The sequence below is a fragment of the Bacillus cereus group sp. N8 genome (assembly GCF_016483685.1).
Taxonomy (GTDB): domain Bacteria; phylum Bacillota; class Bacilli; order Bacillales; family Bacillaceae_G; genus Bacillus_A; species Bacillus_A proteolyticus.
Map to the genome: position 1 here is coordinate 1 of NZ_JAEHBK010000251.1, position 211 is coordinate 211.

Here is a 211-nt window from a genome sequence, read left to right on the forward strand (position 1 = left end):
CGAAGTGGCTAAACGCGGCGGACTGTAAATCCGCTCCTTCGGGTTCGGCAGTTCGAATCTGCCCCCCTCCACCATTTTCTTTAAAATAACCTGAAAGGGTTTATTTTTTTGAGAAAATAACCATACTAGTAAATATTAATGGGCTATAGCCAAGCGGTAAGGCAACGGACTTTGACTCCGTCATGCGCTGGTTCGAATCCAGCTAGCCCAG

The 211-nt window shown here is 46.9% G+C and carries 1 tRNA gene; it reads left to right on the forward strand.

What is annotated here, in order from left to right:
• Positions 1-139 precede the first annotated feature (139 nt).
• Positions 140-211, forward strand: a tRNA-Gln gene (locus JDS80_RS31195).